This is a genomic window from Streptomyces sp. NPDC022552 (genome assembly GCF_055561875.1).
The window spans coordinates 16,105-40,747 of record NZ_JBVHGJ010000023.1 but is presented as its reverse complement, the minus strand read 5'-3'; the positions used below and the strand labels follow the sequence as shown (position 1 = coordinate 40,747).

General features: G+C 73.8%; 1 protein-coding gene. It reads left to right on the top strand.

Annotation, left to right across the window (positions count from 1 at the left end):
- The first annotated feature begins 26 nt into the window (after positions 1–26).
- The gene (locus ACZ3OF_RS35140; protein ID WP_467308895.1) at positions 27–24,599 is read left to right on the top strand and encodes a type I polyketide synthase; all 24,573 of its coding nucleotides are present in this window, start codon (positions 27–29) and stop codon (positions 24,597–24,599) included.
- The last annotated feature ends 44 nt before the right edge of the window (positions 24,600–24,643 follow it).

Here is a 24,643-nt window from a genome sequence, read left to right as displayed (position 1 = left end):
ACCATCCCTGAGCGGTGGAGAACTCGATGAATACTCGTGACGAGAAGGCCGTAGAAGCCCTCAGGGCCTCCCTGAAGGAGGTCGAACGCCTCCGCAGGCAGAACCGGGAGATGCGGGATGCCGCCCGCGAACCGGTGGCCATCGTCGCGATGAGCTGCCGGCTCCCCGGCGGCGTCGCGGCGCCGGAGGAGCTGTGGCGGCTGGTCGCCGACGGCACCGACGCGATCGTGGACTTCCCCACCGACCGCGGCTGGACGGAGACCGGGCCCGCCCCGGAGGGCTACGCCCGCCGGGGCGGATTCGTACCGCACGCCACCGACTTCGACGCCGCGCTGTTCGGCATCAACCCTCGCGAGGCCCTCGCGATGGACCCCCAGCAGCGCCTGCTCCTCGAAGCGTCGTGGGAGGCCCTGGAACGGGCGGGCATCGACCCGCACTCGTTGGCCGGCAGCGACACCGGGGTCTTCATCGGCGCCTCGCCGACCGGCTATGCCACGGTCGGGCGGATGCCGGAGAGCACGGTGGGCTACCAGCTGACCGGCAGCGCCCACAGCGTGCTGTCCGGCCGGCTCTCCTACGTCTACGGCCTGGAGGGCCCGGCGGTCACCGTGGACACCGCCTGCTCTTCGTCGCTGGCCGCGCTGCACCTGGCGGTGCAGGCGCTCCGCCAGGGCGAGTGCGGCCGGGCACTCGTCGGCGGCGTCGCCGTGATCACCACCCCGGACGCGTTCAGCGAGTTCGGCAAGCAGGGCGGCATGTCCTCCGACGGGCGCTGCAAGTCCTTCTCGGCCGGGGCGGACGGCACCGGGTGGAGCGAGGGCGTCGCGGTCCTGGTGGTGGAACGGCTCTCCGACGCGCGCCGGCTGGGGCACGACGTCCTCGCCGTCGTCCGGGGCAGCGCGATGAACCAGGACGGCGCGTCCAACGGCCTCACCGCCCCCAACGGCCCGTCCCAGCAGCGCGTCATCCGCGCCGCGCTCGCCGCCGCCCGGCTCACCCCCGCCGACATCGACGCGGTGGAGGCGCACGGCACCGGCACCAGACTGGGCGACGCCATCGAGCTGAAGGCCCTCCAGGACACCTACGGCCGGGACCGGGACACCGCCCACCCGCTGTGGCTGGGCTCCCTCAAGTCGAACATCGGCCACACGCAGGCCACCGCCGGCGTCGCCGGCGTGATGAAGAGCGTGCTGGCGATGCACCACGACCAGCTGCCGCGCACGCTGCACATCGATGAAGAAAGCCCCCACGCCGCCCGGCCGGGCGGCGGCGTCCGCCTGCTGAGCGAGGCACGGCCGTGGCCGCGTCGTGAGGCGCCCCGGCGGATCGGCGTCTCGGCGTTCGGCATCAGCGGCACCAACGTCCACGTGATCATCGAGGAGGCGCCGGCCCCGGACCCCGAAGGGCTGCCGGACGCCACCGGCTCCGAGCCGGACGAGGCGCGCCCCGCACGGCCCCACGGGCCGGTCGTCTGGCCGGTGTCGGCACAGACCGCCGCCGCGCTGCGCGTGCAGGCCGAGCGACTCGCCGGGCAGCTCCGGGAACGGCCCGACAGCCCGGCCGACGTCGCATGGTCGCTGGCGACGACCCGGGCCGACCTGACACACCGCGCGGTGATCTCCGGCGCCGGCCACGAGGACCTGCTCGCCGGGCTCGGCGCGCTGGCGGCGGGCGGACCCGCCGCGGGCGTGGTGACGGGCGTGGTCGGCGAGGGCCGGACGGCGTTCCTGTTCACCGGCCAGGGCGCCCAGCGCATGGGCATGGGCCGCGAACTGTACGACACCCACCCCGCGTTCGCGGAGGCCTTCGACGCCGTGTGCGCGCGGATGGACCTGGAACGGCCGCTGCGGGACGTGGTGTTCGGCGACGCGGAAGCGCTCGGCCGGACCGTCTATGCCCAGGCCGGCCTGTTCGCGCTGGAAGTCGCGCTGTTCCGCCTCCTGGAGACCTGGGGCATGTTCCCGGACGTCCTGCTGGGCCACTCGATCGGCGAGGTGGCCTGCGCACACGTGGCCGGAGTGCTGTCCCTGGAGGACGCCTGCCGGCTGGTGTCGGCGCGCGGCCGGCTGATGGACGCGCTGCCGTCCGGCGGAGCGATGCTCGCCGTGGAGGCCGCCGAGGACGAGCTGGAGCTGTCCGACGGGGTGGATCTCGCGGCCGTCAACGGACCCGCCTCGGTGACCGTCTCCGGTGACGCCGACGCGATCACGGCACTGGAGGAGCGACTCCGGTCCCAGGGCACCCGGACCAAGCGGCTCACCGTCTCGCACGCGTTCCACTCGCACCTCATGGAGCCGATGCTCGACGAGTTCGCCGCCGCCGCACAGGCGTTGACGTACCACACCCCCGAGATCCCCGTCGTCACCACCGCACCGGGCGACCTCGCCACCCCCGGCTACTGGGTGCGCCAGGTCCGCGAGCCCGTCCGCTTCGCCGACGGCGTGACGCAGCTGCGCGCCGACGGCGTGACCCGCGTGGTCGAACTGGGGCCGGACGGGGTGCTGTGCGCCCTGGCGCAGCAGAGCGCCGCCGACCTCGTCTGCGTACCCCTGCTGCGCAGGGACCGGGGCGAGCAGGAGACCGGCCTCGCCGCGCTCGGCCGCCTGTGGGTCTCCGGAGCCGACGTGGACTGGTCCGTCGTGCTGCCCGAAGGGCGCCGTGTCGACCTGCCCACCTACCCGTTCCAGCGCGAGCGCTACTGGCCCGAGCCGCTCACGGACGCCCCGGCCGCCGCCCCCACCCCCGCCGACGGTGACGAGGCCCGGTTCTGGGAGGCCGTCGACCGGGAGGACCTCGCCGAACTGGCCCGGACCCTCGGCATACAGGACCACGCCGGCGCACTGGAGGAGGTCGTACCCGCCCTCTCCTCGTGGCGGCGCTCCCAGCACGAGGACGCCGTCCTCGACACGTGGCGCTACCACGTCGCATGGAAGCCGCTCGCCGACGACCCCGACTCCACCACCCCCACCGGCACCTGGCTGCTCCTCACCTCCGAGGAGACCGCCCCCGCACAGGAGGTGGCGGACGCCCTGCGCGCCGCCGGAGCCCAGGTCCGCGAGATGACGCTGGCACCCACCGACGACCGGTCCGCCATCGCCGAGCGGGTGACCGACGCCGCCCCGGACGCGGTCCTGTACGTCACCGGAAACCCGGCCGGAAACCCGGCCGGAAACCCGGCCGGAAACCCGGCCGGAAACCCTCCGCAGACCGCGGCGGCCGAACTCGCGGCACTGCTCCGGGTGTTCCAGGGAGTCAGCGACGCGGAGTCCGACGCCCCCCTGTGGTGCCTGACCCGAGGCGCGGTGTCCACCGCGGACGACGACCTGACGACCGGCCCCGAACAGGCACTGCTGTGGGGCCTGGGCCGCGTCGCCGCACTCGAACAGCCGGCGGTGTGGGGCGGCCTGATCGACCTGCCGCCGACCGTGGACGGCACCACGGGCGCACTGCTGACCTCACTGCTGGCCGGCCACCGGGGCGAGGACCAGGTGGCCCTGCGCGACGGGCGAGCCTACGGCCGCCGAGTCGTACGAGCCCCCAAGGCCGAGGCCCCCACACGGCAGTGGACGACCGACGGCACCGTACTCGTCACCGGCGGGACCGGCGCACTGGGCGCCGACGTCGCCCGGTGGCTCGCGGGACGCGGCGTACCGCACCTGCTCCTGGCAAGCCGCCGCGGTCCGGACGCACCCGGCGCCGACGACCTGTCGGCCGAACTGACCGAGCTCGGCGCACGGGTGACGGTCGCCGCCTGCGACGTCACCGACCGGGAGGCGCTGGCCGCCCTGCTGGCCGCGGTACCCGCCGAGCACCCCCTGACCGGCGTCGTGCACACCGCCGGGGTCGGCGACGGCAGCCCGCTCCTCGAGACCGACGAGGCCGGACTCGCCGACGTGATCGACGGCAAGGTCACGGGCGCGGCCCTGCTCGACGAACTCACCCACGACCTCGACCTGTTCGTCGTGTTCTCCTCCATCGCCGCGACCTGGGGCAGCGGCGGACAGGGCGCCTACGCCGCCGGCAACGCGTACCTCGACGCGCTGGTGGCCGACCGCCGAGCGCGCGGTCTGACCGGCACGGCGATCGCCTGGGGGCCGTGGGCCGAGATCGGCATGGCCAAGGACGACGAGGTCGTGGAGGCGCACCGCCGGCGAGGGCTGGGAGCGCTGGACCCCACGCTCGCCATCAGGGGACTCGGCGGCGCGGTGGACCGCGACGAGACGTACGTGAGCATCGCGGACGTCGACTGGCAACGGTTCGCACCTGCCTTCCTCTCCGGACGGCCCAGCCCGCTGCTCGCCGAACTTCCCGAAGCCGCCGAGGCGGCAGGCGACCCGGCCGGTGCCCCCGACGCCGGCGCGGTGTCCTCCGAACTACGCGACGCGCTGGCCGCCGCACCCGAGTCGGAATGGCCGCGCCTCCTGCTGGAAGCCGTCCGCACCCACACCGCGAGGGTGCTCGGACACGCCGGAGCGGACGCCGTGGAACCCCGCCGGGCCTTCCGGGACGTCGGCTTCGACTCGCTGACCGCCGTGGAGCTGCGCAACGTCCTCACCGCCGAGACCGGACTGCGGCTGCCGGCGACCCTCGTCTTCGACCACCCGACCCCGGTGGCGCTGAGCGAGTACCTGCTCGGCGAGCTGTCCGGCGGAACGCGGACACCGGCGACGGCATCGGCGGCACAGCTCCCCGCCCCGGCCGCGACCGACGACGACCCCGTCGTGATCGTCGGCATGAGCTGCCGCCTGCCGGGCGGCGTGGACGGCCCGCAGGCGCTGTGGGACGCCGTCGTCTCCGGCGCCGACGGAACCGGCCCCTTCCCGGCCGACCGCGGCTGGGAGGCCGACGTCGCCCACGCGGCGTACGCGCTGCGCGGCGGCTTCGTGGACGCGGCGACGGACTTCGACGCAGGCCTGTTCAACATCTCGCCGCGCGAGGCGCTGGCCATGGACCCGCAGCAGCGCCTGCTGCTCGAAGCCTCCTGGGAGGCGCTCGAGCACGCCGGAATCGACCCGCTCTCCTTGCACCGAACCTCCACCGGCGTACTGGTCGGCGCCTCCTCGTCCGGCTACGGCATCGGCACCGACCTGGCCACGGGGACGGAAGGACACGTCCTCGCGGGCGGCGCCAACAGCGTGATCTCGGGCCGGGTCGCGTACACCTTCGGTCTTGAGGGCCCCGCGGTGACGGTGGACACGGCGTGCTCGTCATCGCTGGTCGCGATGCACCTGGCCGTGCAGGCACTGCGCCAGGGAGAGTGCGAACTGGCACTGGCCGGCGGCATCACCGTGATGGCCGTGCCGAGCATCTTCGCCGAGTTCGAGCGGCAGGGCGGGCTCTCCTCGGACGGCCGGTGCAGGGCCTTCGCGGACGCGGCCGACGGCACCGGCTGGAGCGAGGGCGTCGGCCTGCTGGTGCTGGAGCGGCTCTCGGACGCTCGGCGCAACGGCCATGAGGTGCTGGCCGTGGTGCGGGGCTCGGCCACCAACCAGGATGGCGCGTCGAACGGACTTACCGCGCCGAACGGCCCCTCCCAGGAGCGTGTCATCCGGCGGGCGCTGGCCGACGCGCGGCTGGGCACCGCCGACGTGGACGTGGTGGAGGCGCACGGCACCGGAACGACGCTGGGTGACCCGATCGAGGCGCAGGCACTGCTCGCCACGTACGGACAGGACCGCGAGGAGCCCCTGTACCTGGGGTCGTTGAAGTCGAACATCGGACACACCCAGGCGGCCTCGGGCGTCGCGGGCGTGATCAAGATGGTCATGGCCCTGCGCCACGGAGTGCTGCCGCCGACACTGCACGTGGACGAGCCGTCCTCCCGGGTGGACTGGGAGGCCGGGGCCGTCGAGCTGCTGACCGAGGCGCGCCAGTGGCCCGACACCGACCGGCCGCGCCGGGCAGGTGTCTCCTCGTTCGGAATGAGCGGCACGAACGCGCACGTGATCCTGGAGGCCCCGCCTCAGCCCGCCGACACGGTGCCCGCCGCCCCGGCGGGGGAGTCCGACGGCGTGGTGCCGTGGGTGCTGTCGGGCCGCACACAGCAGGCCCTGCGAGGGCAGGCCGCGCGTCTGCTCACGCACGTGCAGGAGCTGGACACGGACGGCGGACCGATGGTCGGTCGGATCGCTTCCTCCCTGGCGGCCACGCGTGCCGCTCTGGGCCACCGCGCGGTCCTCCTGGGCTCGGACCCGGCAGACCTGCGCCTGGCGCTCGAGGCGCTGGCCGAGGGCCACGAGGTCGCCGACGCGGTGACCGGTGTCGCGGGTTCCGCGCAGACCGGACCGGTGTTGGTGTTCCCGGGTCAGGGGTCGCAGTGGTTGGGGATGGGTCGGGAGTTGGCGGCGTGGTCGCCGGTGTTCCGGGAGGGTTTGGAGGAGTGTGCGGCGGCGTTGGAGCCGTTCGTGGACTGGTCGCTGTGGGACGTGCTCGACAGCGAGGACGAGGCGTTGTGGGGTCGGGTGGATGTGGTCCAGCCGGTTCTGTGGGCGTTGATGGTGTCGCTGGCCCGACTGTGGCGGTCGTGCGGCGTGGTCCCGTCCGCGGTGGTGGGCCATTCGCAGGGTGAGATCGCGGCCGCTGTGGTGGCCGGTGGTCTGTCGGTCGTGGACGGGGCGCGTGTGGTTGCGCTGCGTTCACGTACCCTGCGGGCTCTGGCCGGTCGGGGTGGGATGGTGTCGCTGGCGGCGGGTCCGGAGGTGGCCGCCGAGCTGGTGTCCGGCTTCGAGGGCCGGGCGTCGGTGGCCGCGGTCAACGGTCCCGGTTCGACGGTGGTGTCCGGTGAACCGGACGCGCTGGACGAGCTGATGGCCTTGTGCGAGACGCGTGCGATTCGGGCGCGCCGCGTCCCGGTGGACTACGCCTCGCACTCACCGCAGGTGGAGGAGCTGCGCGAGCAGATCCTTACTGACCTTGCTCCGATCGTTCCCAAGTCGTCCATTGTTCCGCTGTATTCGTCGGTGACCGGTGGCCGTATCGACACCGTCGTGATGGACGCGGGTTACTGGTACGAGAACCTGCGGTCGCTGGTCCGGTTCGATGAGGCGACGGCCGCGCTGCTGGCCGACGGCCGGTCGGTGTTCCTGGAGTCCAGCCCGCATCCGGTCCTGACCCCTGGCATCGAGGAGACCCTCGAAGCCGCCGACGTCGAGGGCACCGTCCTGGGCACCCTGCGGCGTGACGAAGGCGGAGCACAGCGGTTCCTGACCGCGCTGGCCCAGGCATGGACCGCCGGCGTGGACGTCGACTGGTCGAGCCTGCTGCCCGCCGGCCCCCGGATCGAGCTGCCGACGTACGCCTTCCAGCGCGAGCGGTACTGGCCGAAGCAGGCCATGACCGGAGACGTCTCGGCCGTCGGCCAGTCCGCGCTCACCCACCCCCTGCTGGGCGCGGTCGTCGCCCTCCCCGACGGCGGTGCGGTGCTGACCGGCCGGTTGTCACCTTCCGCCCACGTGTGGCTGGCCGACCATGTCGTGCTCGGCGCGCAACTCGTGCCCGGCACCGCGCTGGTGGAGATGGCGCTGCAAGCCGGCGACCAGGTCGGCTGCGGAGTGCTGCGCGAACTCGTGCTCCAGACACCGCTCGCCCCGGCGCCCGGGGGCGTGGCGATCCGAGTGGCAGTGGGAGCGGCCGAGGACGGCGGCGACCGCTCGGTGGAGATCTTCTCCCGTCCCGCCGACGAAGCGGAATGGGTCTGCCATGCCGCAGGCCTGCTGGGCGTCTCGGAGCCCCCTGCCCCGGCGGACACCGGCACGACCGGCGAGGAGGCATGGCCCCCCGCCGGTGCACGTCCGGTGGAGACAGCCGGCTTCTACGACGGCCTTGCCGCCGCCGGATACACGTACGGCCCCGCGTTCCAGGGGCTGCGTGCCGCGTGGCGACAGGGCGAGACGGTCTTCGCGGAGATCGCACTGGAGCAGGAGTCCGACACCGACGGGTTCGGGATCCATCCCGCACTGCTCGACGCCGCGCTGCACGCGGCGGGCCTGGCCACCGTGGCCGGAGACCAGGGGACACGGCTGCCGTTCGCGTGGAAGGGAGTGTCCCTCCACGCCACGGGTGCCACGTTCCTGCGGGTGACGCTGACCGTCGGAGAGGACGGACTCGCCGTCCGGGCCACCGACCCGGCAGGACTGCCGGTGGTGACCATCGACTCCCTCGTCCTGCGCGAGATCACCCCCGACGCGCTCTCCCAGGCGCTGACCCGGGCCCAGGACCACACCGTCCGCACCACCCTCTTCGCCCTCGACTGGACGCTCCTCCCGGACACCGGAAACCCCCCGCCCGACACCACGGACTGGGTCACCACCGGTCTGTCCGCCTCCGGTACGCACCCGGCCGACACGACCCCGCCCGCACCGGTCACGTTGCTCGCCCTGCCGGACCCCACGCCCGGGGCCGACACGGCGGACGCGGTCCGGCGGACCACGCACGACGTCCTGCACACCGTCCAGGAGTGGCTCGCCGACGAACGGTCCGCTCAGGCACGCCTGGTGGTCCTCACACGCGGCGCGGTCCCCGCGGCCCCCGGACAGGCCGTGACCGACCTCGCCGGGGCGGCGGTCTGGGGCCTGCTCCGCTCGGCGCAGACCGAACACCCGGGCCGGATCGTCCTGCTCGACCGTGACCCGGCGGGCGGCGACGACGAGACCTGGCCCGCCTGGGCCCTCGTCGACGACGAACCGCAGCTCGCCGTCCGCGACGGCCGGGCCCGGGTGCCCCGCCTCGCCCACCGCGACACCGACGGCGCGCTCGAACTCCCCGCCGAGACGACCGCCTGGCGGCTGGACGTCACCGACGAAGGAACCCTCGAGAACCTCGCCCTCGTCGCCAACCCCGAAGCCGACGCCCCCCTCGCACCCGGCGAGGTCCGGGTCGCCGTGCGCGCCGCCGGAGTGAACTTCCGGGACGTCCTCATCGCCCTCGGCATGTACCCCGACCAGGCCCAGATGGGCGCCGAAGCGGCCGGCGTGGTGACCGAGACCGGACCCGGCGTCACCGATCTGGCCGTGGGCGACCACGTGTTCGGCTTCTTCAGCGGCGGCATCGCCTCACGCGCCGTCACCGACCGCCGCCTGCTGGCGCCCATCCCCACAGGCTGGTCCTTCGCCCAGGCGGCGACCGTGCCGGTCGTCTTCTCCACGGCGTACTACGGCCTGACCGACGTGGCGGCAGCCCGCTCCGGAGAGTCGGTGCTCGTGCACTCGGCGGCCGGAGGCGTCGGCATGGCGGCGATCCAACTCGCCCGCCACCTCGGCCTGGAGGTGTTCGGCACGGCGAGCCCCGGGAAGTGGGACACGCTGCGCTCCGCCGGCCTCGACGACGCTCACATCGGTTCCTCGCGCGACCTCGCCTTCGAGGACCGCTTCCGGTCCGCGACCGGCGGCCGCGGCGTGGACGTGGTGCTCAACTCGCTGGCAGGCGAGTTCGTCGACGCGTCGCTGCGGCTCCTCGCCGACGGCGGCCGGTTCGCCGACATGAGCCGCACCGACCTGCGCGAGGCCGCGCAGGTGGCGGCCGAGCACCCGGGAACGCACTACCGGGCGTTCAACCCCGCCGAAGCGGGAGCCGACCGCATGCGGGAGATCCTCCGCGAGGTCCTCGCCCTCTTCGACAGCGGCGCACTCACCCTGCTGCCCACCACCGTGTGGGACGTACGGGACGCGGCCTCCGCGTTCCGGTTCATCAGCCAGGCCCGTCATGTCGGAAAGAACGTCCTGACCGTACCGGCACCCCTCAACCCCGACGGAACCGTCCTGATCACCGGCGGCACCGGGACGCTGGGCGGACTGCTCGCCCGGCACCTCGTCACCGAGCACGGCGCCCGGAACCTCCTGCTGCTCAGCCGCCGTGGCACACAGAGCGCGGGCGCGGCCGAGCTGCTCGACGACCTCCACGCGCTCGGAGCCCGGGCGGAGATCGTGGCCTGCGACGCCGCCGACCAGGAGGCGCTGGCGGAGGTCCTTGCGGCCGTCCCCGCCGAACACCCGCTCACCGGCGTCGTGCACGCGGCAGGGGCCCTCGACGACGGCGTGTTCGAGGCGATGACGCCCGCCCGCCTGGACGCCGTACTCCGGCCCAAGGTGGACGCGGCCGTCCATCTGCACGAACTGACCGCCGACGCCGACCTCGCCCTCTTCGCGCTCTACTCCTCCGCCGCGGCCACCTTCGGCACCGGCGGCCAGTCCAACTACGCGGCGGCGAACGGCTTCCTCGACGGCCTCGCCTCGTGGCGCCGCTCCCACGGCCTGCCCGCGCAGTCCCTGGGCTGGGGTCTGTGGGAACAGGCCAGCGAGATGACCGGCCATGTGCTCGACCCCTCGACGGCACCGTCCGCGAGCAGGTCCGGCAGCAGGAAGGTCCCCACGCTGGACACCGAGCTGGGCCTTGCACTGTTCGACGCCGCGTCCGCACTGCACCTCCCGCACCTGGTGCCCGTCGCCCTCGACCGCACGCGCGACACGGCGGTCCCGGCGCTGCTGCGCGGGCTGATCCGCCCACTGGGCCGACGGGCCGCCGGCCGGGACTCGGACACCCGCAGCACCCTCGCAGGGCGGCTGCACGGGCTGTCCGCCGCGGAACGGCGCGAGGCCGTGCTCGATCTCGTACGCGGCAACGCCGCGACGGTCCTCGGGCACGCCCACACCGACGCGATCGGTGCCCGCCAGGCCTTCCGCGCCCTCGGCTTCGACTCGCTGACGGCCGTGGAACTGCGCAACCGTCTGAACGCCGCGACCGGTCTCCGACTCCCGGCCACCCTTGTCTTCGACCACCCCACCCCGGCGGTGCTCACCGACCATCTCGTCGGCCTGCTGGGCGGCGAGCCCGCGCCGGAGGCCGCCGTACGACCGGAGACGGCCGCCGCCGCGCACGAGGAGCCGATCGCGATCGTCGGCATGGCCTGCCGACTGCCCGGCGGGGTCGCCTCACCGGCGGACCTGTGGTCGCTGGTCAGCACGGGCGCGGACGCGATCGCCGGCTTCCCGGCGGACCGGGGTTGGCCGGCGCGCGTCGTCGCGGGGGAGGCCGCACGCGGCGGGTTCGTGGACGGGGCGACGGAGTTCGACGCGGGGCTGTTCGGGATCTCGCCGCGTGAGGCGCTGGCGATGGACCCGCAGCAGCGGCTGCTGCTCGAGGCCTCGTGGGAGGCGTTCGAGTCCGCAGGCATCCGCCCCTCCGACGCGCACGGATCGGCCACTGGTGTCTTCGTCGGTGCCGCCCACGCCCAGTACGGCCTGGGAATGCACCTGCCGGACTCGGCGGCCGGCCACGTGATGACCGGCACCGCGACCAGCGTGGCCTCGGGCCGGGTGGCGTACGCCTTCGGGCTCGAAGGGCCCGCGGTGACGGTGGACACGGCGTGTTCGTCGTCGCTGGTGGCGCTGCACCTTGCGGTGCAGGCGCTGCGCAACGGCGAGTGCGACATGGCGCTGGCCGGTGGTGTCACGGTGATGTCCACACCTGGTGTCATCACCGAGTTCGACCGGCAGCGCGGCCTCGCCTCGGACGGCCGGTGCAAGGCGTTCGCGGACGACGCGGACGGCACCGGTATGTCCGAGGGCGTGGGCCTGGTGCTGGTGGAGCGGCTGTCGGATGCTCTCGCGCGTGGTCATGAGGTGTTGGCGGTGGTGCGGGGTTCGGCGGTCAATCAGGATGGTGCGTCGAACGGTCTGACGGCTCCGAACGGTCCGTCGCAGGAGCGGGTGATCCGGCGGGCGCTGGCGAACGCGCGGCTGGCTCCGTCGGACGTGGATGTGGTGGAGGCGCACGGCACGGGAACCAGGCTGGGTGACCCGATCGAGGCGCAGGCGCTGCTGGCGACGTACGGCCAGGACCGCGCAGACCCCCTGTACCTGGGGTCGGTGAAGTCGAACATCGGTCACACGCAGGCCGCTGCGGGTGTGGCGGGTGTGATCAAGATGGTGCTGGCGATGCGGCACGGGATCGTGCCGGCGACGCTGCATGTGGACGAGCCGTCGTCGCGGGTGGACTGGTCGGCGGGCGCGGTGCGCCTCGCGACGGAGAACCGGGAGTGGCCGGAGGCGGACCGTCCGCGTCGGGCGGGTGTCTCGTCGTTCGGGATCAGCGGCACCAACGCCCACATCATCCTCGAACAGGCCCGATCCGGCGCCCCCGTGGATGTGGTGGACGCGCCGGGAACCCTGAGCTGGGTCGTCTCGGCCCACACGGCAGAAGGACTGCGCGCCCAGGCGGAGCGCCTGACCCAGGCGTCCGCGGAGCACGAGCTCGCCGCGCAGGACGTGGCGTGGTCACTGGCCACGACCAGAGAGGCCCTGGACCACCGAGCGGTCATCGTGGGCAGCACCCCGTCGGACCTCACGGACGGCCTGTCCGCCCTGGCCGCTGCCGAGCCCTCGAACCGGGTCGTCACCGGCACGGTGCGCGAGGGCCGGACCGGGTTCCTGTTCTCGGGTCAGGGCGCGCAGCGGGTCGGGATGGGGCGTGAGCTGTATGGCGCCTTCCCGGTGTTCGCGGACGCGTTCGACGCAGTCTGTGCACGTGTGGACCTCGAACGGCCGCTGCGTGAGGTGGTGTTCGGAGACGGCGAGGCACTGGACCGGACGGTGTATGCCCAGGCCGGGCTGTTCGCGGTCGAGGTGGCACTGTTCCGCCTCGTCGAGTCATGGGGTGTGACCCCGAACGTGCTGGTCGGCCATTCGATCGGCGAGCTTGCAGCCGCACACGTGGCCGGGGTGCTCTCCCTGGATGACGCTTGCGCCCTGGTCTCCGCCCGTGGCCGGCTGATGGACGCGCTGCCGTCGGGCGGCGCGATGCTGGCCGTCGAAGCAGCCGAAGACGGGCTGGAACTGCCCGACGGCGTGGACCTGGCAGCCGTCAACGGCCCCACCTCCCTGACGGTTTCCGGTGACGCCGACGCGATGACGGCGCTGGAGGAGCGGCTGCGCGCCGAAGGCGTACGAGTGAAGCGGCTGACCGTCTCCCACGCGTTCCACTCGCACTTGATGGAGCCGATGCTGGCCGAGTTCGCGACGGTCGCGAAGTCGTTGACGTACAACGCCCCGACCATTCCGGTCGTCACCACCGCGCCCGGGGACATGGCGAGCCCGGACTACTGGGTCGGTCAGATCCGTCAGCCCGTCCGCTTCGCCGAGGCGATCGCCTCCCTCACCGGCCACACGCGTTTCCTCGAACTCGGCCCTGATGGCGTGCTGTGCGCCCTGGCCCAGCAGTCCGTCGGCGAGGGCGTGTTCGCGCCGTCGCTGCGCAAGGACCGCGACGAGAGCGAGGCGGTGCTGGCGGCGCTGGGACGTCTGTGGGCCTCAGGTGTCGAGGTGGACTGGGCCACGGTGCTGCCCGAGGGCCGCCGCGTCACGCTGCCGACGTACGCCTTCCAGCGCGAGCGTTACTGGCCCGAGGCGGCCGCGATCGGTGCGGAGGCCGGTACCGCCGGGCTCTCCGACGAGATCGAAGCCCGCTTCTGGGAGGCCGTCGAGCGCGAGGACCTCGTAGGACTCGCCGACACCATCGGACTACCGGACACATCGGAGCACCTGGACTTGCTCCCCGCCCTCTCGGCGTGGCGGCGCTCGCGCCGCGAGGAGTCGCTGACCGAGTCCTGGCGCTACCGCGTCACCTGGACCCCGCTCGCCGGCCTCGCGGAGACGGCCGCCTCGGCCGGCGCCCTGTCCGGCACCTGGCTGCTCGTCGGCGAGCCCCGGCCCGCCATAGCCGCCGCACTCCGCGCCGCCGGTGCCGACGTATGTGAAGTGGCCGGGGACGCCGAAAGCCTCGGTGCCGTCCCGCACACCGTCACCGGCATCGTCGTGGTGGTCCCATCCACCGCGGTGGTGACCGAATCCGTGGCCCTTCTGAGGCTGCTGGACGAGGCGAAGATCGACGCTCCTGTGTGGCTGGTCACGAGCGGGGCGGTGTCCGTCGGCCGCTCCGACCCGCTGCGCAGCCCCGAACAGGCACAGGCATGGGGACTCGGCCGAGTGGCGGCCCTGGAACAGCCGCGCCGCTGGGGCGGCCTGATCGACCTCCCGGCCGAGCCCGACGCCCGCGCGACCCGGCTCATGGTGTCCCTCCTCGCGGGCGGCACCGGCGAGGACCAAGTGGCGGTGCGCACCTCGGGTGCGTACGGCCGACGACTGGTCCGTACGACCGGGAACGGCCCGGTCGCAGCGCCCTGGACGCCCACCGGCACCATCCTGGTCACCGGCGGGGCAGGAGCGCTCGGCGGACACGTGGCGCGTTGGCTCGCCGGGCGCGGCGCACCCCACCTGGTGCTGCTCGGCCGCCGGGGCGCGGACACGCCCGGCACCGAAGCACTGGTGGCCGAACTGGCCGCTCTCGGGACCGAGGCGACCGTCGCCGCGTGCGACGTCACCGACCGGACCGCGCTCGCGGCGGTGCTGGACGCGATCCCGGACGCGCACCCGCTGACCGGCATCGTGCACGCGGCCGGAGCAGGACAGGCCAGGCCGCTCGCGGACACCGACGGCGCCGAGATCGCCCGCGTCCTGGACGCGAAGGTGGCCGGCGCCGCACACCTCGACGAGCTGACCCGTGAACGCGGCCAGGAGCTGGACCTGTTCGTCGTCTTCTCGTCGATCGCCGCCACCTGGGGCAGCGGCGGGCAGGCCGTCTACGCGGCCGCCAACGCCCACCTGGACGCGCTCGTCGAACAGCGACGGGCACAGGGGACCACGGGCACCTCGGTGGCGTGGGGACCGTGGGCCGGACCCGGCATGGCCGAGGTGGGCGGAGCGGAGGAGCACCTGCACCGGCACGGTCTGGTCGCCCTCGACCCGCACCTCGCCGTCGTCGCCCTCGCCCGCGCCGTGGACCTGGGCGAGAGCTGCGTGACCGTCGCCGACGTGGACTGGGCACGATTCGCCCCCGCCTTCGTGTCCGGTCGCGACAGCGCCCTCCTCACCGGACTGCCCGAGGCCGCCGCGGCACTCGCGCCCGTACCGACGGCCGGCGCCCAGGTGTCGGGGTTCCGCGACAGCCTCGTCGCAGCGCCCGAGGGACGACGCCACGGGATACTGCTCGACCTGATCCGGTCGCGTGCCGCCGTCTGCCTCGGCCTGCCCTCCGCGGCGGCCGTCGAGGCCGGCCGGTCCTTCCGCGATCTCGGCTTCGACTCGCTCACCGCCGTCGAACTGCGTGACCTGCTGGGCGCGGAGACCGGGCTCGCGCTGCCCGCGACCCTCGTCTTCGACCACCCGAATCCCGACGCGCTGGCGGCACATCTGGCCGGCGAGCTGCTGGAGCACGCCGGCCCGCTCGCCTCGGCGACCCCGGCCGTCCAGGGCACCGTCGTGGCCGCCGCGGACGAACCGATCGCGATCGTCGGCATGAGCGCCCGCTACCCCGGCGGGGTGCGCTCGGCCGATCAGATGTGGGACCTGGTCGCGCGCAAGGGCGACGGCGTCGCCGGATTCCCGGCCGACCGGGGATGGCCGGCCGACGCCATGGAAGGCGTATCGGCCGCCGGCGGCTTCGTCGACGGCGCGACGGAGTTCGACGCAGGCCTGTTCGGGATCTCGCCGCGTGAGGCGCTGGCGATGGACCCGCAGCAGCGGCTGCTGCTCGAGGCGTCGTGGGAGGCGTTCGAGTCGGCCGGGATGAATCCGCGCTCACTGCGCGGCCGGCCGGTCGGCGTGTTCGCGGGAGCCTCCTCGTCCGGGTACGGCGACGCCGGCGGCCTGGACGGAGCCGAGGGATACCTTCTCGCCGGCACCGCCAACAGTGTGATCTCGGGCCGGGTGGCGTACGCCTTCGGGCTCGAAGGGCCCGCGGTGACGGTGGACACGGCGTGTTCGTCGTCGCTGGTCGCGATGCATCTGGCGGCGCAGGCGCTGCGCAACGGCGAGTGCGAGATGGCGCTGGCCGGCGGCGTGACGGTGATGACGACGCCGGGCGTGTTCGCGGAGTTCGAGCGCCAGGGCGGCCTCGCCTCGGACGGCCGGTGCAAGGCGTTCGCGGATGCCGCCGACGGCACGGGCTGGGGCGAGGGCGTCGGCGTGCTGGTGCTGGAGAAGCTTTCCGACGCGCGTCGGCTGGGGCACGAGGTCCTGGCGGTCGTGCGGGGCTCGGCCGTCAACCAGGACGGCGCGTCCAACGGTCTGACCGCCCCGAACGGCCCCTCCCAGCAGCGGGTCATCCGCCAGGCACTGACGGCCGCGCGGCTTGCCCCGTCGGACGTCGACGCGGTCGAGGGGCACGGCACGGGGACGCGGTTGGGCGACCCGATCGAGGCGCAGGCCCTGCTGGCGACGTACGGGCAGGATCGCGACGAACCCCTGTACCTGGGCTCGGTGAAGTCCAACATCGGGCACACCCAGGCTGCTTCCGGTGTCGCCGGCGTGATCAAGATGGTGCTGGCCATGCGGCATGGCATCCTTCCGGCGACGCTGCACGTGGACGAGCCGTCGTCGCAGGTGGACTGGTCCGCCGGTGCGGTGCGGCTGCTGGCCGAGGCACGGGAGTGGCCGGAGGCCGGCCGTCCCCGTCGGGCGGGCGTGTCGTCGTTCGGGATCAGCGGCACCAACGCCCACATCATCCTCGAACAAGCCGAACCCACCCCGCAGGCCGCCCTCCCGGCGGCCACGCCGGGCGCCCTGGGCTGGGTCGTCTCGGCCCACACCGCAGAGGGTCTGCGCGCCCAGGCGGAGAGCCTGGTCCGCGTGCACGCCGAGCTCGACGTCGCCGCGCGGGACGTGGCGTGGTCACTGGCGACGGGTCGTGCGGCGCTGGAGCACCGGGCGGTCGTGCTCGGTGACGACCGGGACGAACTGCTCACCGGTCTGGGCGCACTGGCCGAGGACAGGCCCGTGCCGTCCGTGGTCCGCGACGCGGCCGAGCCCGGCGGGCTGGCGCTGATGTTCACGGGGCAGGGCGCGCAGCGGGCCGGGATGGGCCGTGAGCTGTACGAGGCGTTCCCGGTGTTCGCGGACGCGTTCGACGCGGTGTGTGCGCGGGTCGACCTCGAACGGCCCCTGCGTGACGTCGTGTTCGAAGACGGCGAGGCACTGGATCGCACCGTATACGCGCAGGCCGGACTGTTCGCGGTCGAGGTGGCTCTGTTCCGGCTTGTGGAGTCCTGGGGTGTGACCCCGGACGTGCTGATCGGACACTCGATCGGCGAGCTGGCCGCCGCACACGTGGCCGGCGTGCTGTCCCTCGACGACGCCTGCGCTCTCGTGTCCGCGCGTGGCCGGCTGATGGACGCGCTGCCGTCAGGCGGCGCGATGCTGGCCGTCGAAGCGGCCGAAGACGGGCTGGAACTGCCCGACGGCGTGGACCTGGCAGCCGTCAACGGCTCCACCTCCCTGACGGTGTCCGGCGACGCGGACGCGATCGCGGGCCTGGAGGAGCAGCTCCGTGCGCAGGGCGTACGGGTCAAGCGGCTCACCGTCTCCCACGCGTTCCACTCGCACCTGATGGAGCCGATGCTCGACGAGTTCGCGAAGGTCGCGAGCTCGCTGACGTACCACGCGCCGACGATCCCCGTCGTCGCCACCGCACCGGGTGATCTGGCGAGCCCGGACTACTGGGTCGGTCAGATCCGTGAGCCCGTCCGGTTCGCCGACGCCGTACGCCAGGCGCAGGACTCCGGTGCCACCCGCTTCCTCGAACTCGGCCCCGACGGGGTGCTGTGCGCCCTTGCCCAGCAGACCCTCCCCGAACACGCTCCCGCGCCGTTGCTGCGTAAGGACCGGGCAGAGACGGCCACCGTGCTGCGTGCGCTGGCGGGCCTCTGGGCTTCGGGCGTCGCGGTCGACTGGGCCACGGTGCTGCCCGAGGGCCACCGCGTCACGCTGCCGACGTACGCCTTCCAGCGCGAGCGCTACTGGCCGCAAGCCGCCGCCACGGACGCTGTGCCCGCCGCCGACGCGGTGGACACCCGCTTCTGGGACGCGGTCGAACGCGCCGACGTGGACCAGCTCGCCGGCCTCCTCGGCTCCGACGATTCCGTGGACCTGCTCACCCCGGCTCTGCCGGTGCTTTCCTCGTGGAGCCGTCAGCGGCGCCGCGAATCCGTGCTCGACGCGTGGCGCTACCGCACGACGTGGCGCCCGGTCGCCGGCCTGCCCGCGACCACCCCGTCCCTGACCGGCCGCTGGCTGCTGGTCGTACCCGAGTCGCCCGCCGACGAAGCCGCTTCCGCTCCGGCCGACGCGGTCGCCGCGGCGCTCGCCGCCGCCGGTGCCGAGCCGTTCCGGCTCGTGGTGCCGGCCGGCACGGACCGGGCCGCACTCGCCGCTCGGATCGCCGCCGCAGGCGAGGTGCACGGAGTGGTCTCGCTCGCTGCCTGGGCGCAGCAGTCGGCACCGGGCTCGGCGGTGCCCGCCGGGCTCACGCTGAACCTGAACCTGTTCCAGGCACTCGGCGATGCCGGGATCACGGCCCGCTGCTGGGCGCTGACCTCCGGAGCGGTCTCCGTCGGACGCGCGGACACGCTGACCCACCCGGTACAGGCACAGACCTGGGGACTGGGACTGGTCGCCGCACTGGAACACCCGGACCGGTGGGGCGGTCTGGTCGATCTCCCGCCCGTCCTGGACACACGGGCCGGGGCCCGGCTGGCCGCCGTCCTCGGCGGAAGCACGGGCGAGGACCAAGTGGCCGTGCGTGACTCCGCGGCGTACGGACGACGCCTGGTGCGCGCGGAATCCGGCGCGGGCGGCGCGTCGTGGTCGCCGTCACGCCCCGGTTCGGTCCTGGTGACCGGTGGCACCGGCGCGCTGGGCGCGGTGGTCGCCCGTCGGCTCGCCGACCGAGGCGTACCGTGCGTGCTCCTGCTGAGCCGGCGCGGCACACAGGCCCCCGGCGCGGCCGAACTCGTCGCGGAACTGGGCGAGCGGGGCACGCGGGTGATCGTGGCGACGGGCGACGTGAGCGACCGGGAGGCGCTGACCGCGGCACTGGCTCAGCTCCCGGCGGAACTCCCGCTGACCGGAGTCGTCCATGCCGCAGGCGCGCTGGACGACGGCACGCTCGACACCCTCACCCCCGACCGCTTCGAGGCGGTACTGACGGCGAAGGCGTCCGGCCTGGTGGCGCTCGACGAACTGACCCGGCCGTACGACCTGGACTTCTTCGTGGCGTTCTCGTCGCTGGCCGGGACGGTCGGCAGCGCCGGGCAGGGCAACTACGCCGCGGCCAACGCCTTCGTCGACGCGTGGATGCGCGGGCGGCGCGACCAAGGGCTGCCCGGGGCGTCGATCGCCTGGGGACCGTGGGCGCGCCACGGCATGGCAGCCGAGGACCAGGCCGTGGCCGGGCGACTGCGCCGCGGCGGCCTGTCGCCCATGGACCCGGAACTGGCCGTGACGGCGCTCGAACAGGTCATCGCGGGCGACGACGCCGAACCGCAGCCGGCGGTGGCCGACATCGACTGGTCGCTGTTCGCCGCCGGGCTCACCGAGAGCCGGCCGAGCGTCCTGCTCTCCGAACTGCCCGAGGCGGCCTCGGCCGTACGGGCCCCGAGCGGTGACCCCGGCGCGGCCGAAGGGTTCAGGGCCGAGCTGGCGGCGGCGTCGGCGACCCGACGCGGCGGCCTCCTGCTGGACGCGGTCCGCGCGTGGGCGGCGGCGGTGCTCGGGCACCGCTCGGCGGACGCGATCGGTGCCCGCCAGGCCTTCCGTGACCTCGGCTTCGACTCGCTGGCAGCCGTGGAGCTGCGCAACCTGATCGGTGCCCGCACCGGTCTGACGCTGCCCGTCTCGCTGGTGTTCGACCGGCCGACCCCGGAGGCCCTGGCGGGCTTCCTCGGACAGGAGATGTTCGGCGCGGAACGGCCGGTGGAGCCGGCGGTCGCCGGGACCCTCACCGGGACCGGCGCCGGCGCGCCCGACGAGCCGGTGGTGATCGTCGGTATGAGCTGCCGGTTCCCCGGCAGCGTGGCGACGCCCGACGAACTGTGGGGACTGCTGACGGGCGGAGTCGACGCGATGACCGGGTTCCCGGCCGACCGCGGCTGGAACCCCGGCAGTGCCCGCGCGGCGTTCGCGCCTGAGGGCGGTTTCGTGGACGGGGCGACGGAGTTCGACGCAGGCCTGTTCGGGATCTCGCCGCGTGAGGCGCTGGCGATGGACCCGCAGCAGCGGCTGCTGCTCGAAACCTCGTGGGAGGCGTTCGAGTCCGCCGGCGTGGATCCGCGCGGCGTGCGGGGCAGCGCGGTCGGCGTTTTCGCAGGCACGAACGGCCAGGACTACCCCCAGGTGGTCGCCGCCTCGGGCGAACCGATCGAAGGACACGTGGCCACCGGGAACGCGGCGGCGGTCCTCTCCGGCCGGGTGGCGTACGCCTTCGGGCTCGAAGGGCCGGCGGTGACCGTGGACACGGCGTGTTCGTCGTCGCTGGTGGCGCTCCACCTGGCGGCCCAGGCACTGCGCAACGGCGAGTGCGACATGGCACTGGCCGGTGGAGTCACGGTGATGTCCACGCCGACGGTGTTCGCGGAGTTCGAGCGACAGGGCGGACTGGCGGCCGACGGCCGCTGCAAGGCGTTCGCGGATGCCGCCGACGGCACGGGCTGGGGCGAGGGCGTCGGTGTGCTCCTGGTGGAGCGGCTGTCGGATGCTCTCGCGCGTGGTCATGAGGTGTTGGCGGTGGTGCGGGGTTCGGCGGTCAATCAGGATGGTGCGTCGAACGGGCTTACGGCGCCGAACGGTCCGTCGCAGGAGCGGGTGATCCGGCGGGCGCTGGCGAACGCGCGGCTGGCTCCGTCGGACGTGGATGTGGTGGAGGCGCACGGCACGGGAACCAGGCTGGGTGACCCGATCGAGGCGCAGGCTCTGCTGGCGACCTATGGGCAGGATCGCGCAGAGCCGCTGTATCTGGGGTCGGTGAAGTCGAACATCGGTCACACGCAGGCTGCTGCGGGTGTGGCGGGTGTGATCAAGATGGTGCTGGCGATGCGGCACGGGATCGTGCCGGCGACGCTGCATGTGGACGAGCCGTCGTCGCGGGTGGACTGGTCGGCGGGCGCGGTGCGCCTGGCGACAGAGAACCGGGAGTGGCCGGAGGCGGACCGTCCGCGTCGGGCGGGTGTCTCGTCGTTCGGGATCAGCGGCACCAACGCCCACATCATCCTCGAAGCCGCACCCGCCGCCGAGGACGCCGCGACCGACCCGCGGGATGACGCCGCGGCGCCGTGGCTGCTGACGGGCCGTTCGGCCAAGGCGTTGGCCGCACAGGCGGAGCGGCTGCGCGGGTTCCTCGCCGGAAGGCCGGACCTGGCACCCGTGACGGTGGCCCGTACCCTGCTGTCGCGCGCCCGACTGGAGCACCGGGCGGTGGTGTCCGGTGCCGACCGCGACGAGCTGCTGGCCGGCCTGAGCGCGCTGGCCACCGGCGAGCCTGCACGGGGCGTGGTGCAGGACCGGGTCGTGCACGGCGGACTGGCGTTCCTCTTCTCGGGCCAGGGCGCGCAGCGGGTCGGTATGGGCCGTGAGCTGTACGAGGCGTTCCCGGTGTTCGCGGACGCGTTCGACGACGTCTGTGCGCGGGTCGACCTCGAACAGCCGCTGCGAGACGTCGTGTTCGGAGAGGACACAGAGCTTCTGTCGCGTACCGCGTACACGCAGCCTGCTCTCTTCGCGGTCGAGGTGGCTCTGTTCCGGCTTGTGGAGTCCTGGAGTGTGACCCCGGACGTGCTGGTCGGCCATTCGATCGGCGAACTGGCCGCCGCACATGTTGCCGGGGTGCTGTCCCTGGATGACGCGTGTGCCCTTGTCTCGGCGCGTGGCCGTTTGATGGACGCGTTGCCGTCGGGTGGCTCGATGCTGGCAGTCGAAGCGGCCGAGGCCGGGCTGGAACTGCCCGACGGCGTGGACCTGGCGGCCGTGAACGGCCCCACCTCGGTGACGGTCTCTGGCGATGCGGATGCGATCGCGGGCCTGGAGGAGCAGCTCCGTGCGCAGGGCATACGCGTGAAGCGGCTCACCGTCTCCCACGCGTTCCACTCGCACCTGATGGAGCCGATGCTCGACGAGTTCGCGAAGATCGCGAAGTCACTGACGTACCACTCCCCGACGATCCCGGTCGTCACCACGGCACCGGGCGACCTGGCGACCCCTGACTACTGGGTCGGCCAGATCCGCGAGCCCGTCCGTTTCGCGGACGCGATCGCCTCCTTGACCGGCCACACGCGTTTCCTCGAGCTCGGCCCGGACGGCGTGCTCTGCGCCTTGGCCCAGCAGACTGCCGCTGAAGGTGTGTTCGCGCCGTCGCTGCGCAAGGACCGCGACGAGAGCGAGTCGGTGCTGGCGGCGCTGGGACGTCTGTGGGCCTCAGGTGTCGAGGTGGACTGGGCCACGGTGCTGCCCGAGGGCCGCCGCGTCACGCTGCCGACGTACGCCTTCCAGCGCGAGCGTTACTGGCCCGAGGCGGTCGCGACCCGCGCGGAGGCCGGTACCGCCGGGCATTCCGACGAGGTCGAGGCCCGGTTCTGGGAGGCCGTCGAGAAGGAGGACCTCGCCGGACTGGCCGACACCATCGGACTCCCCGATGCCCTCGACGAGTTCGGGACCCTGCTGCCGGCGCTCTCCTCGTGGCGCAGGCGCTCCCGGGAGGACTCGGCGCTGGCCGGGTTGCGCTACCGGGTCGACTGGCGGCCCACCGTGGTGCCGGATGCCGCGCTCGACGGAACCTGGCTGCTCGTCATCGAGACGGGCGACGCGGACGATGACGCGGGCGTCGGTGACGCGCTCCGATCCGCCGGTGCCGAGGTCGTCCGCCTGGCGGTGGACGCGGCCCGGCCCGACAGGGACGACCTGGCCGCACGCCTCCGGGCGTCCGCCGACGCCGTCACGGGCGGTATCACCGGTGTCGTCCACGTGGCAGGACCGCACGCCGGCCTGCCGATGGAACTCACCCTCGTCCAGGCCCTCGGCGACGCCGAGCTCGGCGCACCCCTCTGGTGCCTGACCCGCGGCGCCGTCGCGGTCAACGCGGGCGACCGGGTCACCCAGCCCGAGCATGCCCAGCTGTGGGGCTTCGGGCAGGTCGCCGCGCTCGAGAACCCCAAGCGGTGGGGCGGCCTGATCGACCTGCCCGTCGACCAGGGCGCGTGGAACCCGGCCAGGCTGGTCGCCGTCCTCGCCGGCGTCACGGGCGAGGACCAGGTCGCCGTACGCGGCGGTCGCGTCCTCGGCCGCCGCCTCCTCCGGGCCGGCCACGCGGAACAAGCCGCACCGGCCTGGACACCGTCGCGACCGGGCACGGTGCTGGTCACCGGCGGCACCGGTGCGCTCGGAGCCACCGTGGCCCGGTGGCTGGCCGACCGGGGCGTCGCGCATCTGCTGCTCACCGGCCGCCGGGGCTCGAATGCCCCCGGCGCCGCGGAACTGCTCGCCGAGCTGAGGGCCAAGGGCACCCAGGTGACCGTCGCGCAGTGCGACGTCTCCGACCGGGAAGCGGTGGCCGAGCTCCTCGCCTCCGTCCCGGCGGACCTGCCGCTGACCGGCGTCGTCCACGCCGCGGGTGTCCCCCAGTCGGAGCTGGTCGAGCGAACCGGTCCCGAGGCCATCGCGGAGGTGACCGACGGAAAGGTACGAGGGGCGGCCCACCTGCACGAGCTCACCACGGGCACCGACACGTACGCGGACCTCGAACTCTTCGTGGTCTTCTCGTCCATCGCGGCCACCTGGGGCAGCGGCGGGCAGGCTCTCTACGCGGCGGGCAACGCGTACCTGGAGGCACTCGTCCGCGCCCGCAGGGACCGTGGGCTGGCCGGCACCTCGGTGGCATGGGGGCCATGGGCGGGATCCGGCATGGCCGCGACGGGGGAGGCGGAGGAGTATCTGCACCGCCGCGGTCTCACCCCCCTCGATCCGCAGCTCGCCACCGCCGCGCTGGCGCAGGCGATCGACGGCGGAGAGTCCGCGCTGACGGTCGCCGACGTCGACTGGGCGCGGTTCACACCGGTGTTCACCTCGGGCAGGCCGAGCCCTCTGCTGGGCGAGCTGCCGGAGGCGGTCCGCGCGCTGACCGCGGAGGTACCGGACGACGAGGGCGACACCGGCCTGCGCGACCGGCTCGCCACCCTCAGCGCCGGCGAGCGGCTGGCCGAACTCGGCCGGCTGATCCGCCACACGCTCACCGTCGTCCTGCGCTACGCCCCGGACGAGCACATCGACGACTCGCGGCCCTTCAGCGACCTGGGATTCGACTCCCTGACCGCGGTCGAGTTCCGGGACCTGCTGGCCCGGGAGTGCGGGCAGCCCCTCCCGGCCACGCTCGTCTTCGACCACCCGACGCCGGCCGCGCTCGCCGACCATCTGCACCGCACGCTGCCGGGCGCCGCACCGGTCACGGACGTCGGGCCGCTGATCGGAGCACTGGACGCGCTGGAGGCCGTGGTGGCCGACAGTCCGCCGGACGAGCTGTCGAAGGCGCGGCTCACCGTCCGGCTGCAGGCCTTCCTCGACACGTGGACGGCGACCGGTCCGGTCGCCAGGAACACCACCAGGACGGCCCGGGCGGCCGATGCCGGCGACACCGCCGACGAGCCCGTGGCCGACCGGATCGCCGCCACCGATGACGACGACGAGCTGATCAACCTCATCCGTGAGCAGCTCGGCGACGGCCCGGCCGACTGATCCTGCCCCGCGACGCGACGTGGCCCGGACCGGTTCCACACCGG

Bases quoted from the DNA above. Each gene is read 5' to 3' on its own strand.
- ACZ3OF_RS35140 (WP_467308895.1), top strand. From the start codon at position 27: ATGAATACTCGTGACGAGAAGGCCGTAGAAGCCCTCAGGGCCTCCCTG.